Source organism: Pseudomonas laurylsulfativorans (assembly GCF_002906155.1).
GTDB lineage: Bacteria > Pseudomonadota > Gammaproteobacteria > Pseudomonadales > Pseudomonadaceae > Aquipseudomonas > Aquipseudomonas laurylsulfativorans.
Genome location: NZ_MUJK01000003.1, coordinates 17,940 through 30,649, shown reverse-complemented (window position 1 = coordinate 30,649; position 12,710 = coordinate 17,940). Strand labels below are relative to the sequence as shown.

The 12,710-nt window shown below is 61.3% G+C and carries 14 protein-coding genes; 7 read left to right on the top strand and 7 right to left on the bottom strand.

Features of this window, described 5'->3' with window-relative positions:
- Positions 1-314: 314 nt before the first annotated feature.
- The 5 genes from rluB to B0D71_RS10360 form a co-directional block, all read right to left on the bottom strand.
- Positions 315-1,526: a 23S rRNA pseudouridine(2605) synthase RluB gene (rluB, locus tag B0D71_RS10380; protein ID WP_103394700.1), complete on the bottom strand. Its 1,212-nt coding sequence runs from the start codon at positions 1,524-1,526 to the stop codon at positions 315-317.
- A 264-nt stretch (positions 1,527-1,790) separates the two neighbouring features.
- Positions 1,791-2,762 carry an SMC-Scp complex subunit ScpB gene (gene scpB, locus B0D71_RS10375; protein WP_103394699.1) on the bottom strand — a complete coding sequence of 324 codons (972 nt, stop codon included), beginning with the start codon at positions 2,760-2,762 and terminating at the stop codon, positions 1,791-1,793.
- 11 nt (positions 2,763-2,773) lie between these two features.
- Positions 2,774-3,532, bottom strand: coding sequence for a segregation and condensation protein A (locus B0D71_RS10370; protein WP_173862173.1), 759 nt, complete (start codon positions 3,530-3,532; stop codon positions 2,774-2,776).
- Positions 3,533-3,592: 60 nt separating this feature from the next.
- A complete protein-coding gene (locus B0D71_RS10365; RefSeq protein WP_103394698.1) occupies positions 3,593-4,222 on the bottom strand; it encodes an L-threonylcarbamoyladenylate synthase in 630 nt (209 codons plus the stop codon).
- Positions 4,223-4,235: 13 nt separating this feature from the next.
- The gene (locus B0D71_RS10360; protein ID WP_103394697.1) at positions 4,236-5,099 is read right to left on the bottom strand and encodes a PHP domain-containing protein; all 864 of its coding nucleotides are present in this window, start codon (positions 5,097-5,099) and stop codon (positions 4,236-4,238) included.
- Positions 5,100-5,186: 87 nt separating this feature from the next.
- Between B0D71_RS10360 and B0D71_RS10355 the strand changes: the two genes are divergently transcribed.
- The 6 genes from B0D71_RS10355 to B0D71_RS10330 all read left to right on the top strand — a co-directional run bounded on the left by B0D71_RS10355 (position 5,187) and on the right by B0D71_RS10330 (position 9,479).
- Positions 5,187-5,783 (top strand): septation protein A, encoded by a 597-nt coding sequence (locus B0D71_RS10355; protein ID WP_103394696.1) that lies wholly within the window; start codon positions 5,187-5,189, stop codon positions 5,781-5,783.
- A 1-nt stretch (position 5,784) separates the two neighbouring features.
- Entirely contained in the window at positions 5,785-6,084 is a 300-nt protein-coding gene (locus B0D71_RS10350; RefSeq protein WP_008021382.1) for a YciI family protein, read from the top strand.
- A 111-nt stretch (positions 6,085-6,195) separates the two neighbouring features.
- Entirely contained in the window at positions 6,196-6,609 is a 414-nt protein-coding gene (locus B0D71_RS10345) for an SH3 domain-containing protein (RefSeq protein ID WP_103394695.1), read from the top strand.
- 7 nt (positions 6,610-6,616) lie between these two features.
- Positions 6,617-7,294 carry a response regulator transcription factor gene (locus B0D71_RS10340; protein ID WP_103394694.1) on the top strand — a complete coding sequence of 226 codons (678 nt, stop codon included), beginning with the start codon at positions 6,617-6,619 and terminating at the stop codon, positions 7,292-7,294.
- Between the two features lie 208 nt (positions 7,295-7,502).
- Positions 7,503-7,952, top strand: a complete 450-nt coding sequence (locus B0D71_RS10335) for an LTXXQ domain protein (RefSeq protein ID WP_103394693.1) — start codon at positions 7,503-7,505, stop codon at positions 7,950-7,952.
- Between the two features lie 183 nt (positions 7,953-8,135).
- Positions 8,136-9,479 carry a sensor histidine kinase gene (locus tag B0D71_RS10330; RefSeq protein ID WP_103394692.1) on the top strand — a complete coding sequence of 448 codons (1,344 nt, stop codon included), beginning with the start codon at positions 8,136-8,138 and terminating at the stop codon, positions 9,477-9,479.
- A 16-nt stretch (positions 9,480-9,495) separates the two neighbouring features.
- On the opposite strand, the gene B0D71_RS10325 is transcribed toward B0D71_RS10330, so the two are convergent.
- On the bottom strand, positions 9,496-10,062 hold the full coding sequence (locus tag B0D71_RS10325; protein WP_103394691.1) for an NAD(P)H nitroreductase: 567 nt from the start codon (positions 10,060-10,062) through the stop codon (positions 9,496-9,498).
- A gap of 121 nt (positions 10,063-10,183) precedes the next feature.
- Between B0D71_RS10325 and B0D71_RS10320 the strand changes: the two genes are divergently transcribed.
- Positions 10,184-11,638 (top strand): TrkH family potassium uptake protein, encoded by a 1,455-nt coding sequence (locus tag B0D71_RS10320; RefSeq protein ID WP_103394690.1) that lies wholly within the window; start codon positions 10,184-10,186, stop codon positions 11,636-11,638.
- On the opposite strand, the gene B0D71_RS10315 is transcribed toward B0D71_RS10320, so the two are convergent.
- Positions 11,595-12,656 carry an AraC family transcriptional regulator gene (locus B0D71_RS10315; protein WP_103394689.1) on the bottom strand — a complete coding sequence of 354 codons (1,062 nt, stop codon included), beginning with the start codon at positions 12,654-12,656 and terminating at the stop codon, positions 11,595-11,597. The two genes, B0D71_RS10320 and B0D71_RS10315, sit on opposite strands and share 44 nt — an antisense overlap.
- Between the last annotated feature and the right edge of the window lie 54 nt (positions 12,657-12,710).

The window sequence follows — 12,710 nt, the reverse complement described above, 5'->3', positions numbered from 1 at the left end:
GGAAGGCGCTGATGCGTAAGGGTTTTCTTACGGAATCCAGAGACAGGCGAATCCATGGGGTTATTCGGCAGATTTCGTCAGGTTTTCTTTACAGGGCGTAAATCCGGGCTTCCACATTGGAGTTCTCGGTGCAGCGACTGACGCCATCGCGAGCAAGTTCGCTCCCACAAGGGATCGCATTTCTGCGAAACACTACGGTCTCCTGTGGGAGCGAGCTTGCTCGCGATGGCGGCCTCAAAAACGCCACAGACATAAAGCCAGGCAAAAAAAACGCCAACCCGAAGGTTGGCGTTTTTTATGAAGCGCTCAGCCGATTACTCCGGCTTGCGACGACCAAAGCCTGGACGCTGGCCGGAACCGGCCGGTGCGCCACGGCGCTTGCCCGATGGCGAGTCACCGTCCACCAGCTTGATCCCCGGGCGCTTCGGCGCAGGCTTGGCCGGGCGCTTGGTGTCGGCCGGGCGATCGGCTACCGGCGTACCACGACCTTCGCCACGTTCGGTACGGCCGTTGGCAGGACGTGGCGTGCGTGGACCGCGTTCGCCATCCTGACGCGCAACAGGCTTGCGCCCTGGACGCTCGCCTTCGATCTGTGGCTCGCGGCTGGCACGTGGCGCGGCTGGCGCGTCAGCGGCCGGACGCAGGGTACGCACGCGCTCGGTCTTGGCCATCGGACGCGAGGATTTGCGCTGCATCCGGTCCAGCTTGTCTTTGCTCTTGGCGTTCATCTGCGGCATCGCGACCGGCGTCAGGCCGACCTCGGCACTCAGGATGTCGACTTCGTACTGGCTCATTTCGCGCCAGCGGCCCATCGGCAGGTCGGAGTTGAGGAACACCGGACCGAAACGCACACGCTTCAGACGGCTGACTACCAGACCCTGGGATTCCCACAGACGACGAACTTCGCGGTTACGGCCTTCCATCACCACGCAGTGATACCAGTGGTTGAAGCCTTCACCACCTGGCGCCTGCTTGATGTCGGTGAACTTGGCCGGGCCGTCTTCAAGGACAACGCCAGCCTTCAGACGCTCGATCATCTCGTCATCGACTTCGCCACGCACACGTACGGCGTATTCGCGGTCCATTTCGTAGGACGGGTGCATCAGGCGGTTGGCCAGCTCACCGTCGGTGGTGAACATCAGCAGGCCAGTGGTGTTGATGTCCAGACGACCGATGTTGATCCAGCGTCCCTCTTTAGGGCGCGGCATCTTGTCGAACACGGTCGGACGACCTTCAGGGTCGACACGGGTGCAGATTTCGCCATCGGGCTTGTTGTACATGATCACGCGGCGGACCGATTCGGCGGCCTCTTCACGCTTGATCACCTTGCCATCAATGGTGATGGCGTCGTGCATGTCGACACGCTGGCCAAGGGTGGCGTCTTTGCCGTTGACCTTGATGCGGCCGTGGCTGATCCAGGCTTCCACGTCACGGCGCGAGCCGACGCCGATACGGGCGAGGACTTTCTGCAGTTTTTCGCCTGCTGGGCCGATTGGCTGGTCGTCTTGCTGGTCTTTGATACTCATCTGGGCACCTCCCGGTGTGGTCTGAAAACTGGGTACTTGGGCGAAGGGATCGCCGAAGGGTCGCGAATCATACGCGCATGCGAGCGTTTGCGCATCAGAGACTAGCTGATCAAGGCGAGGTTATTTGTTTTTCCGCTGGCCGGTGATCGCGGACGGTCACCCACCTTCTGTCGGAGCCGGCTTGCTGGCGATGGCGTCACCGCGGTCCCTCAGAGACACCGCGTTGGCCGCATCGCCAGCAAGCCGGCTCCTACAGGGTTGTGGTCAGTCTTCGAATTCGCGGCGTTCGGCTTCGATGGCTTCGGCCAGGGCGAGGGCTTCGGCCTCTTCGTCCGACAGTTCCGGCGCGGGTTTCGGTTGTTCGAGGGCGGCTACAGCGGCCAGCAGTTTTTCCCGGGCTTCGGCGACACCAAGGATGTCGTCTTCTAGCTCCGGTTCAATTTCCGGCTCAGGCTCGGGCTCTGCCGCTTCAACTTCTGGCTCGATAACCGACTGTTCCGGATCGAACTCAGGCGACACGCCATCACGCAGCAAGTCGTCGAAGTCGGTCTTGAGCCCCTCCTCCATGCTGTCCAGTTCCAACAACAACGTGTGGAAACTGGTTTCTTCCTTCGGCTCTTCCGGCTCGGCGCTGGCGTCGGCCAATTCTTGCAGTCCAGCGGGTACCGGAGCGTCGTCGAAGTCCAGTACCGGGTCCGGTTCCAGCTCGCGCAGTTCGGCCAACGGCGGCAGGTCATCGAGGTTTTTCAGGTTGAAGTGATCGAGGAACGCCTTGGTGGTGGCGAACATCGCCGGTTTGCCGGGCACGTCACGGTAGCCGACGATGCGGATCCACTCGCGCTCCATCAGTGTCTTGACGATGTTGCTGTTGACCGCCACACCCCGCACGTCTTCGATTTCGCCACGGGTGATCGGCTGGCGGTAGGCGATCAGGGCCATGGTTTCCAGCATGGCGCGGGAATAGCGCTGCGGGCGCTCTTCCCACAGACGCCCGACCCAGGGTGCAAATTTCTCGCGAATTTGCAGGCGATACCCCGAGGCCACTTCCTTCAGTTCAAAGGCACGACCATCGCAGGACTTGGCCAGAATCGTCAGGGCCTTCTTGAAGACCGGCGGTTCCGGGCGCTCGCCCTCCTCGAAGAGTTCGAACAGGCTTTCCAAAGATTGCGGCTTTCCCGAGGCCAACAGAAAGGCTTCAAGCAAGGGTGCCAGGTCACGGGGTTCAGTCAGGTTCATGTTTCGACTCGTTATTCGGCTCGGGCTCGCACGTGGATCGCGGCAAATGGCTCATTTTGCACCAGCTCGACCAGGGATTCCTTGACCAATTCAAGGATCGCCATAAAGGTCACCACCACCCCCAGACGCCCTTCTTCTGCGGTGAACAGCTCGACAAACGGCACGAAACCGCCGCCCTTGAGGCGTTCCAGCACATCGCTCATGCGTTCGCGGGTCGACAGCGCCTCGCGGCTGACCTGATGGCTTTCGAACATGTCGCCACGGCGCAACACCTCGGCCATCGACAACAGCAACTCGGACAGGCGCACGTCCGGCAACAGCTTGCGTGCCCGGGCCTCCGGGGCGTCGAGTTTGGGCACCACCACATCGCGACCGACGCGGCTCAAGCCATCGATGCCTTCGGCGGCAGCTTTGAAACGCTCGTATTCCTGCAAGCGGCGGATCAGTTCGGCGCGCGGGTCATCCTCTTCGTCTTCGACGGTTTCTGCCCGCGGCAGCAGCATCCGCGACTTGATCTCGGCCAGCATCGCGGCCATCACCAGGTACTCGGCGGCCAGCTCCAGGCGCACCGACTGCATCAACTCGACATAGCCCATGTATTGGCGAGTGATTTCCGCCACAGGGATGTCGAGGATGTTGATGTTCTGTTTGCGGATCAGGTACAGCAGCAGGTCGAGGGGCCCTTCGAAGGCTTCGAGGAAGACCTCAAGGGCATCGGGCGGGATGTACAGGTCCAGCGGCATTTCCATGACCGCCTGGCCATAGACCATGGCGAAGGGCAGTTCCTGCTGGGCTCCGGCCTGACTGTCGACGGGTTCTACTGCGGACATCTAGGCCTCGACCATGAACGGCGCAGGGTCACCGCAACCAACGCGAATGACTTCCGGCTCGCCGTCGGCGAGGTTGATCACGGTGGACGCCTTGATCCCGCCGAAGCCGCCGTCGATGATCAGATCAACCTGGTGTTCGAGCAACTGGCGCATTTCATGCGGGTCGCTCAACGGGTCTTCATCGCCGGGCATGATCAGGGTCACGCTCATCAACGGCTCGCCCAATTCCGCCAGCAGCGCCAGGGCAATCGGGTGGCTCGGCACTCGCAGGCCGATGGTGCGTTTCTTCGGATGCAACAACAGCCGTGGCACTTCGCGGGTGGCGTTGAGAATGAAGGTATACGGCCCCGGCAGATGGGCCTTGAGGATACGGAACGTGCCGGTGTCGATCTTGGCAAACAGGCCCAGTTGCGACAGGTCGCAGCAGATCAGCGCAAAGTTGTGTTTTTCATCCAGCTGCCGCAAACGCCGAACGCGCTCCACGGCGACCTTGTCGCCGATCTGGCAACCAATGGCGTAGGAAGAGTCCGTGGGATAAATCACCACCCCGCCCTTGCGAATGATCTCGACTGCCTGTTTGATCAGGCGCGCTTGCGGGTTTTCCGGATGAATCTGGAAAAATTGACTCACATTCTCTACCTGTTCAGACGGCGGCAATAATTGGGTCATGTTTGAATCGACACCATAGCGGTGGCAAATCTTCCGGAAGCGGCCGGTATTCACCGATCTCCGACCAGCCTCCAGGGCCATGAAAATCACTGCCGGCACTGACCAGCAGACCGAACTCGCGGGCCAGAATGGCCAGGCTGCCCACTTGCTCGGCAGGCTGGTAACCATTGACCACTTCGATGGCGTGGCCCCCTGCTTGAATATAGTCGGCAATCAGGCGACGACGCTTGCTTCGGGTGAATTCGTAGTGCCAGGGATGCGCCAGACTGACCCAGGCCTTGGCCGCGCGCAGGGTTTCGACGGTTTCCTCCAGGGTCGGCCAGTGCTGCTTGACGTCGCCCAGCTTGCCGGCGCCCAGCCATTTGCGGAACGCCTCGGCGCGGTCCTTGACGAACCCCTCACGTACCATCCAGTCGGCGAAATGCGGGCGGGCGGGCGCGTTACCGCTGTCGCCCAGCTCCTGCTGGATCTCCCGGGCGCCTTCCAGCGCCCCCGGCATGCCTTTGAGCGCCAGTTTGCGGCTGATTTCCTCGGAGCGCAGCCAGCGGCCGTCATGCAATTTGGCGATGGCATCGACCAACGGCGCGGCATTTACGTCAAAACCGTAGCCCAGGACATGAATGGTCGCGCCGCCCCAGGTGCAGGACAACTCGACGCCGTTGACCAGTTGCATCCCCAGCGCGGCGGCCGCTTGGCGGGCCTCATCGAGGCCTTCAAGGGTGTCGTGATCGGTCAGGGCCAGGACTCGCACGCCTTTCTCGTACGCCCGCGCCACCAGAACCGCAGGCGCCAGGGCACCATCGGAGGCCGTGCTATGGCAGTGCAAATCAACATTCACAGGGCTTTGTAACCTCAAATCAGCTGGCGCTATCGCGCGCCCATATGTTTGTTATTATGCCGCCACATCCTGCTTCTGGCTGCCACTGTGAAACAATTCATCGATTTCATCCCGCTCCTGCTGTTCTTCATCGTCTTCAAACTCGATCCCCGGGTCGTCTACATTGCCGGCCATGAGGTAACTGTAGGCGGTATCTACAGCGCCACCGCCATGCTGATCATCAGTTCCCTGGTGGTCTACGGCACGCTGTTCTTCAAACAGCGCAAGCTGGAGAAGAGCCAGTGGCTGACCCTGATCGCCTGCCTGGTCTTCGGCAGCCTGACCCTGGCGTTCCACAGCGAAACGTTCCTGAAGTGGAAAGCCCCGGTGGTCAACTGGCTGTTCGCCCTGGCGTTCATTGGCAGCCACTTCGTCGGTGACAGCCTGCTGATCAAACGCATCATGGGCCACGCGCTGACCTTGCCCGAGCCTGTCTGGGCGCGCCTGAACATCGCCTGGATCGCCTTCTTCCTGTTTTGCGGTGCCGCCAACCTGTTTGTCGCGTTCACCTTCCAGAGCTACTGGGTCGACTTCAAGGTCTTCGGCAGCCTGGGCATGACTTTGCTGTTCCTGGTGGGCCAGGGCATCTACCTGTCCCGCCATCTGCACGATGCCGACACCACTACGCCAAAAACCGAGGACTGACATGCTTTACGCAATCATTGCCACAGACGTCGCCAATTCCCTGGAAGCCCGCCTGGCCGCACGGCCTGCACACCTCGAGCGCCTGCAAGCGCTCAAGGGCGAAGGTCGCATCGTTCTGGCCGGCCCACACCCGGCGGTCGACAGCAATGATCCGGGCGCGGCGGGCTTCACCGGCAGCCTGATCGTCGCCGAATTCGATTCCCTGAGCGCCGCCCAGGCCTGGGCCGACGCCGATCCGTACATCGCCGCAGGTGTCTACGCCAACGTTCTGGTCAAGCCGTTCAAGCAAGTCCTCCCGTAATTCCCCCCCGACGCGGTGAACCATATCGGCTCATCGCGTTCTCAATCGCTCATTATTCTCGTTTGCCGGCCGACAACTTTCCCAATACTCGTATTGGAACCAGGAGTCGCCATGCGCAAGGGTCCGTTGTGCCTGATGTTGGTCACGTTGTCGATCGTGGCGCCCGCCCACGGTGAAGAATACGCCGAGGGTGGCAACTCGACGCCGCTTTCCCTGAGCGCCGGTAGCCAGATCACCGAGCTGCAGCAACGCTTGAAAGAAAGCGAACGGCAACGGGAAGAACTGAGCAAACAATTGCAAACTGCCGATAGCGAACGCGAAAGCCCGCTGCTGGCCCGGTTGCGCCAGGAGAACCAGCGCTTGAAGCTGCAACTCAAGGAAGCCCAGGCCAGCAGTCCGCTGCCGCGCCTGCTGACCGACCAGCAACAATGGTTCGTCATTGGCGCCGGGGTAGCGCTATTGGCTCTGCTCTGCGGTATCTTCGCCAGTGGAGCAAGTCGAAAACGTCGACAATGGCTAAATTGAGTGAGTCATGAGCGAGCTGTTACTGATTGATGATGACCAGGAGCTGTGTGAGCTCCTGAGCAGTTGGCTGAGCCAGGAAGGGTTTCAGGTACGTGCCTGTCACGACGGTCAGAGCGCACGCCGTGCACTGGCCGAAACCTCCCCGGCGGCCGTGGTGCTGGATGTGATGTTGCCCGATGGCAGCGGCCTGGAACTGCTCAAACAGTTGCGCAGTGATCACCCGGACTTGCCGGTACTGATGCTCTCGGCCCGGGGCGAGCCCCTGGACCGTATCCTCGGCCTGGAACTCGGCGCCGACGATTACCTGGCCAAGCCCTGCGACCCGCGGGAACTGACCGCCCGCCTGCGCGCCGTCCTGCGTCGTAGTCACCCTGCGGCGGTGTCCAGCCAGATGGAACTGGGCGACCTGTGTTTCAGCCCGGTGCGCGGCGTGGTCAGCATCGACGAACAGGAATTCACCCTCACTGTCTCCGAAAGCCGCCTGCTCGAAGCCCTGCTCAAGCAACCCGGCGAGCCCCTCGACAAACAGGAACTGGCGCAGATCGCCCTCGGCCGCAAGCTGACCTTGTACGACCGCAGCCTGGACATGCACGTCAGCAACCTGCGCAAGAAAATCGGCCCACACCCCGATGGCCGGCCGCGCATCGTGGCCCTGCGCAGCCGTGGTTACTACTACAGCCTGTAACCAAACGTGCCCTTGTAGGAGCTGGCTTGCCAGCGATAGCAATCTGAAGCCGCCATCGTCGGCAGCCGGCGCCTACAGAGGGTGTTTTGTCAGGGACATACAAAAGCGTCTTTACCCAAGCTTTACGCTCCACTGACCGCCGCTGACCTTGATCTCCGTAATCTGTACTCATCCGGAACGTACCGGGAACGAGACAAGGAGATACACCATGCGCAAGACTCTTATCGCTCTGATGTTCGCAGCTGCCCTGCCGACCGTTGCCATGGCCATGCCTGAAGGCACCGGCCCCATGGATGGGCCAATGGACGGCTCGCGCCACGGCGGTCAGATGCACGGCATGCACGGTAAAGGCCCCTACAGTCAACTGGACCTGAGCCGCGAACAGCGCGAGCAGATCCGCAAGATCATGGGCGAGCAGATGCATGAGCGTAAGCAACTGGTCGAGAAGTACCTGGAGAAACTCACGCCAGCCGACCAGAAAGCCATGAAAGACGAGATGGCCGCTAACCACAAGAAAGCCGAAGCGGACGTGCGCACCTTGCTGAAACCGGATCAACAGAAGAAATTCGACGAGATCCAGAAAAAACAGGCTGAGCGTCGCGCCGAGTGGGCTGAATTCAAGGCCTGGAAAGCGCAGCAACCGCAAAAAGCGCAATAATGCGCTAACCCCAGACCCAACGGCTTATCACCGTTGGGTCTGCTGTTTTTACTGTAGGAGCGAGCTTGCTCGCGATGGACGCCAACGATAACGCGCAGCATCAGGCAGAACATGTTGTCTATTCGCTTTTCGCGAGCAAGCTCGCTCCTACATGTTATTTTGTGTTCGTTTTGAGGATTTTCTGTGCGTTCATTGTTCTGGCGTATCCTGGCCAGCTTCTGGCTGGCCATCGCTCTGGTTGCAGGGCTTTCTATCCTGCTTGGGCACATGCTCAACCAGGACGCATGGATTCTCAGCCGCCACCCGGGCCTCAACACGCTGGCCGAACAGTGGACACAGACCTACGAAAGTCAGGGCGAAGACGCCGCCCAGGACATTCTCCAGCAACGCAAACGCCAGTATCACATCGACGTTCAGGTGCTCAACGAGAGCGGCGATCCGGTGGTGCGCGGCACCTTCCCGAAACGTGCGGCCGCCTTTGAGGCCCGCCAGAACAACGAGGACCGACGTCTGCCGTGGCGGCGTCTGACTGATGAGTTCACCAGTGAAAAAACCGGTGACACCTTCCTGTTCATCTACCGCATTCCGCACCCGGAACTGGACGCCTGGCACCGCGAGAGCCTGCTCTGGCCGCTGAGTGCCCTCGGGATCGCCCTGGTGGTGCTGACCCTGTTCAGTCTGCTGGTGACCTTTTCCATCACCCGCCCGCTCAGCCGCCTGCGCGGAGCGGTGCATGACCTGGGACAAACCACGTATCAACAGAACAGCCTGGTCAAGCTGGCCAACCGTCGCGACGAGTTTGGCGTGCTGGCCAACGACTTCAACCGCATGGGCGCGCGCCTGCAAAGCCTAATTGGCAGTCAGCGGCAACTGCTGCGCGATGTCTCCCACGAACTGCGCTCGCCTCTCGCGCGCCTGCGTATCGCACTGGCGCTCGCCGAACGGGCCGGGCCACAAGAACGGGAACAGCTATGGCCGCGCCTGACCCGTGAGTGCGACCGACTGGAAGCGTTGATCAGCGAAATCCTGGTGCTGGCGCGGGTCGACTCCGATAACGCCAGTGCCGAAGAGGTTGATCTGAATGCCTTGCTAAACACCTTGCAGAAGGATGCGCAACTCGGTTCACCCGAGCAGCTCGTGCACCTCGAAGCCGAGTCGCAACTGAATCTGAAGGGCTGGCCGACCATGATCGAACGGGCTGTTGACAATTTGCTGCGCAATGCCCAGCGCTTCAATCCGGTGGGTGGCCTGCCGATCGAGATGCAGGCGCTGCGTCAGGGTGAGCGGATCGTCGTGACCGTGCGCGATCACGGACCTGGGGTCAGCGCCGAATATTTGAGTCAGCTCGGTGAGCCGTTTTATCGGGCGCCGGGGCAGACCGCGGCTGGACATGGCCTGGGGCTGGCGATCGCCCGGCGAGCGGCGGAGCGACATGGCGGTAGCCTGGTGCTGGCCAATCACCCGGAGGGCGGGTTCATTGCCAGCCTTGAATTGCCGTTGGTGCCCGGAGCTATCGTACAACCCTGATCCAATGTGGGGTGTGTCAGGCCTTGCCGGGCCAGGCGCTGACGAACTGGGTCAGATCGACTTTCTCGGCCACTCGCGGTTCTTTCTGCGGCGTGCCCAGATACAGGAAAGCAATCACCTCTTCCCCCTCCGCCAGGCCCAACCCCTTGGCCACATGCGGCGAGTACGCCAGGTCACCGGTACGCCACACCGCACCAATGCCCTGCGCATAGGCCGCGAGCAAAATCCCGTGGGCCGCACAGCCCGCCGCCAGCAACTGCTCGGACTTCGGATACTTGACGTGATCCTGCACGCGAGCGATCACCACCACCACCAGCGGCGCCCGCAGCGGACCATTGCGCGCCTTGTCTATGGCCGCTTCGTTGACTTCGCTGTCCGAAAGCTTCGCCGCTTCGGCCAGCAACTCACCCATTTGCTCACGTGCCGCGCCTTCTACCGTCAGGAAACGCCAAGGCTGCAAGTGACCATGATCCGGGGCGCGCATGGCGGCGCCAAACAGCACTTCGCGCTGCTCGGCACTGGGTGCAGGGTCAATCAGTCGTGGAACGGAAACACGGTTGAGCAAAGCGTCGAGAGCCTGCATCGGCCACCTCCTGAAAAATTTGTGCGGCTATTCTAGCTGTAACTGCCGCTGCAGTGCCGGTTTACATGCCCTGCCTCGCGGGTAGAATGGCGACCTTTCCACTATCAGCCGAGCGGACCTCATGGCGTTGCCGACCTTACGGATCATTGGTTTCATCATCGGCATCTTCCTGATCACGCTGGCGATCTCCATGGTCGTACCCATGGCCACGCTGGTCATTTTCGATCGCACCAGCGACCTGCCGTCATTCCTCTGGGCCAGCATGATCACATTTGTCGCCGGTTTGGCGCTGGTGATTCCGGGGCGCCCCGAACACATTCACCTGCGCCCCCGGGACATGTACTTGCTAACCGTCAGCAGCTGGCTGGTGGTGTGCATCTTCGCCGCACTGCCGTTCCTGCTGACCCAGCACATCAGCTACACCGACTCATTCTTCGAAAGCATGTCCGGCATCACCGCCACGGGCGCAACCGTACTCAGCGGCCTGGACACCATGTCCCCCGGCATCCTGATGTGGCGCTCGTTGCTGCACTGGCTCGGCGGCATCGGCTTCATCGGCATGGCGGTGGCGATCCTGCCGCTGTTGCGCATCGGTGGCATGCGACTGTTCCAGACCGAATCGTCGGACCGCTCGGAAAAAGTCATGCCCCGCTCGCACATGGTGGCGCGCTTGATCGTGGCGACCTACGTCGGCATTACCATTGTCGGCAGCCTGGCGTTCTGGTGGGCCGGGATGAGCCTGTTCGACGCCATCAACCACGCGATGTCGGCAATTTCCACGGGCGGCTTCTCCACCTCCGACCTGTCTTTGGCCAAGTGGCCGCAACCGGCGGTGCATTGGGTCGCGATCGTCATCATGATTCTCGGTGCCCTGCCGTTCACCCTGTATGTCGCCACGTTGCGTGGTAACCGTCGGGCGCTGATCAAGGATGAACAGGTTCAAGGCCTGCTCGGCATGCTGCTGGTGACCTGGCTGGTGCTCGGTACCTGGTATTGGTGGACGACCCAGTTGCATTGGCTGGAGGCGTTGCGGCATGTGGCGCTGAACGTGACGTCGGTAGTGACCACCACCGGTTTTGCACTGGGGGACTACAGCCTCTGGGGCAATTTCTCGCTGATGCTGTTCTTCTATCTGGGGTTTGTCGGCGGTTGCTCCGGCTCGACCGCGGGGGGCATCAAGATTTTCCGCTTCCAGGTGGCCTATATCCTGCTCAAGGCCAACCTTAACCAGCTGATTCACCCGCGGGCGGTGATCAAGCAGAAGTACAACGGTCACCGCCTCGACGAAGAAATCGTGCGCTCGATCCTGACCTTTTCGTTTTTCTTTGCAATCACCATCTGTGTGATTGCGCTGCTGCTGTCGCTGCTGGGCGTAGACTGGATGACCGCCCTCACTGGCGCGGCCAGTACCGTGTCCGGTGTCGGCCCGGGGCTCGGCGAAACCATCGGCCCGGCGGGCAACTTCGCCACCCTGCCGGACGCCGCCAAGTGGATTCTGTCGTTCGGCATGCTGCTGGGCCGACTGGAGATCATCACTGTGTTTGTGCTGTGTATTCCGGCATTTTGGCGTCATTGACCGCGTCAGGTGCTTGCATCAGCCGCATCCGGTACTCGCCGGGTGTGGCATCGAACCAGCGACGGAAAGCACGGAAGAAGTTGCTCGGATCAGCGAACCCCAGCAGGTAGGCGATTTCCAGCAAGGTCATGGTCGGTTGCGCCAGATACTGCTCGGCCAGTTCGCGCCGGGTATCGTCCAGCAGCACTTGAAAGCTCGTGCCCTCTTCCTGCAAGCGCCGTTGCAAGGTGCGCTGGGACAGATGCAGCGTCTGCGCCACGGTGTCGCGCTTGGGTTCGCCCTGGGGCAACAGGCGGCACAACACCTGCCGCGCCTTGTGGGTCACCCGGCTTTCGGAAAAACGCGCCAGGTACTCGCCGGCAAAGCGGTCATGCAGCAACGCCATGGCTTCGTTGGCCGTCGGTAATGGCGCTTCCATGTCCGCGCGTTCGAAAATCAGCGCATCGTAAGGCGCGTTGAACACCAGCGGCGCATGGAAGGCTTGTTTGTAGGGTTCCAGATTGACCGGCTCGGCGCCTTGCACCAACACTTTGCGTGGATGCAATGTACGCCCGGTCAACCAACTGCACAGCGCCAGGGCACAGGCCAGTGAAGCTTCGGCGCTTTGCCGGGTCGGCGGCAGATGGTCGCCATGCACCGTCAGAATCAGCGCGTAGCCTTCATCCAGCAGCTTGAAACTCAGGTCGGCACTTTCGGCGATGATCCGCTGATAGCGCACCAGGCGCCGGAACCCTTCGGCCAGGGTCTGGCTGGACATCAAGGCGTAACCGGTCACATGGAACTGCGCCGGTCGCACCACCTTGCCCATGTTCAGGCCGATGGCCGGGTTACCCGACAGATCAACTGCCCGTTGCCACAACCGTGTCATGGAATCTTGCGGGAAGCGTGCATCCGGATCATCCAGTGCCCCGTAGTCGAGCCCCAGCTGCCTGAACAGAACCCGGCAATCCAGGCCGTCCATCTCCAGCGCTTTGACAATCCCCATCGCCCAACTTGCAGAAGTCGTTCGTTCACTCATGGCGTTTTCTTACATGATGAGCCGCATGTGACGGCTATTGACCGAAGGATACTA